Genomic DNA, 821 nt, shown 5'->3' on the forward strand with positions numbered 1-821 from the left:
GTGAACGCGGTCGCGGCGAAGACGAACCAGCCGACCGACCCCGGGGAGACGTCCTCGTGCGCGACCAGCCCCAGCAGCTCGTGCAGCTCCAGCAACGCCACGAGCGCGGCGGCGCCGCCGCCGACGCCGTTGAACAGCGCGACCATCTGCGGCATCTGCGTCATCTGCACCTTGCGGGCCCCCACGACGCCGCCGAGGGTGCCGACCGCGATCGCGCCCGCGATCAGCGGCACGTGGTCGAGGTCGAGGTAGACGAACGGGACGACGACCGCGACCACGGCCGCGGCGGCGCCGACGAGGTTGCCCGCGCGCGCGGTCCTCGGCCCGGAGAGGCCCTTGAGCGCGAGGATGAAGCAGACCGCGCAGGCCAGGTAGACCAGCTGCACCCAGGTCGGCATCAGGCCGCCTCCCCCTCGGTCTTGGCGGGAACAGGCTTCTTCTTCCGCACGAACATCTGGAGCATCCGGTCGGTCACCACGAAGCCGCCGACCATGTTGACCGCGGCCAGCACGATCGCGACCAACCCGACGACCAGGGCGACGTCGTTGTCCGTCGTACCCGTCACCAGGACCGCGCCCAGCAGGATGATGCCGTGGATCGCGTTGGCGCCCGACATCAGCGGCGTGTGCAGCGTCGAGGACACCTTGGAGATCACCTCGATGCCGACGAAGACGCTCAGGATGAAGATCGTCAGCCACACGACCGCCTCGTTCATCGACGCCTCCATCAGCTCGCTCCTTCCACAGCGGCCCGGGTGGGCTCGTGCCGGATCTCCCCGGCGTGGGTGACGCACGAACCAGCGACGATCTCGTCCTCGAAGT

The 821-nt window shown here is 69.5% G+C and carries 2 protein-coding genes; both read right to left on the reverse strand.

The genetic code is table 11. From position 1 onward, the window contains the following. The coding region (locus tag ACYQ0U_RS22745; protein ID WP_459976161.1) for an NAD(P)(+) transhydrogenase (Re/Si-specific) subunit beta at window positions 1-398 on the reverse strand (398 nt) is incomplete at its 3' end. Continuing rightward, entirely contained in the window at window positions 398-727 is a 330-nt protein-coding gene (locus tag ACYQ0U_RS22750) for an NAD(P) transhydrogenase subunit alpha part 2 (RefSeq protein WP_459975284.1), read from the reverse strand. The genes ACYQ0U_RS22745 and ACYQ0U_RS22750, both read right to left, overlap by 1 nt. Window positions 728-821: the final 94 nt, after the last annotated feature.

Source organism: Nocardioides pyridinolyticus (genome assembly GCF_054653575.1).

Coding starts and splice junctions, on each gene's coding strand:
- ACYQ0U_RS22750 (WP_459975284.1), bottom strand. CDS start 727: ATGGAGGCGTCGATGAACGAGGCGGTCGTGTGGCTGACGATCTTCATC.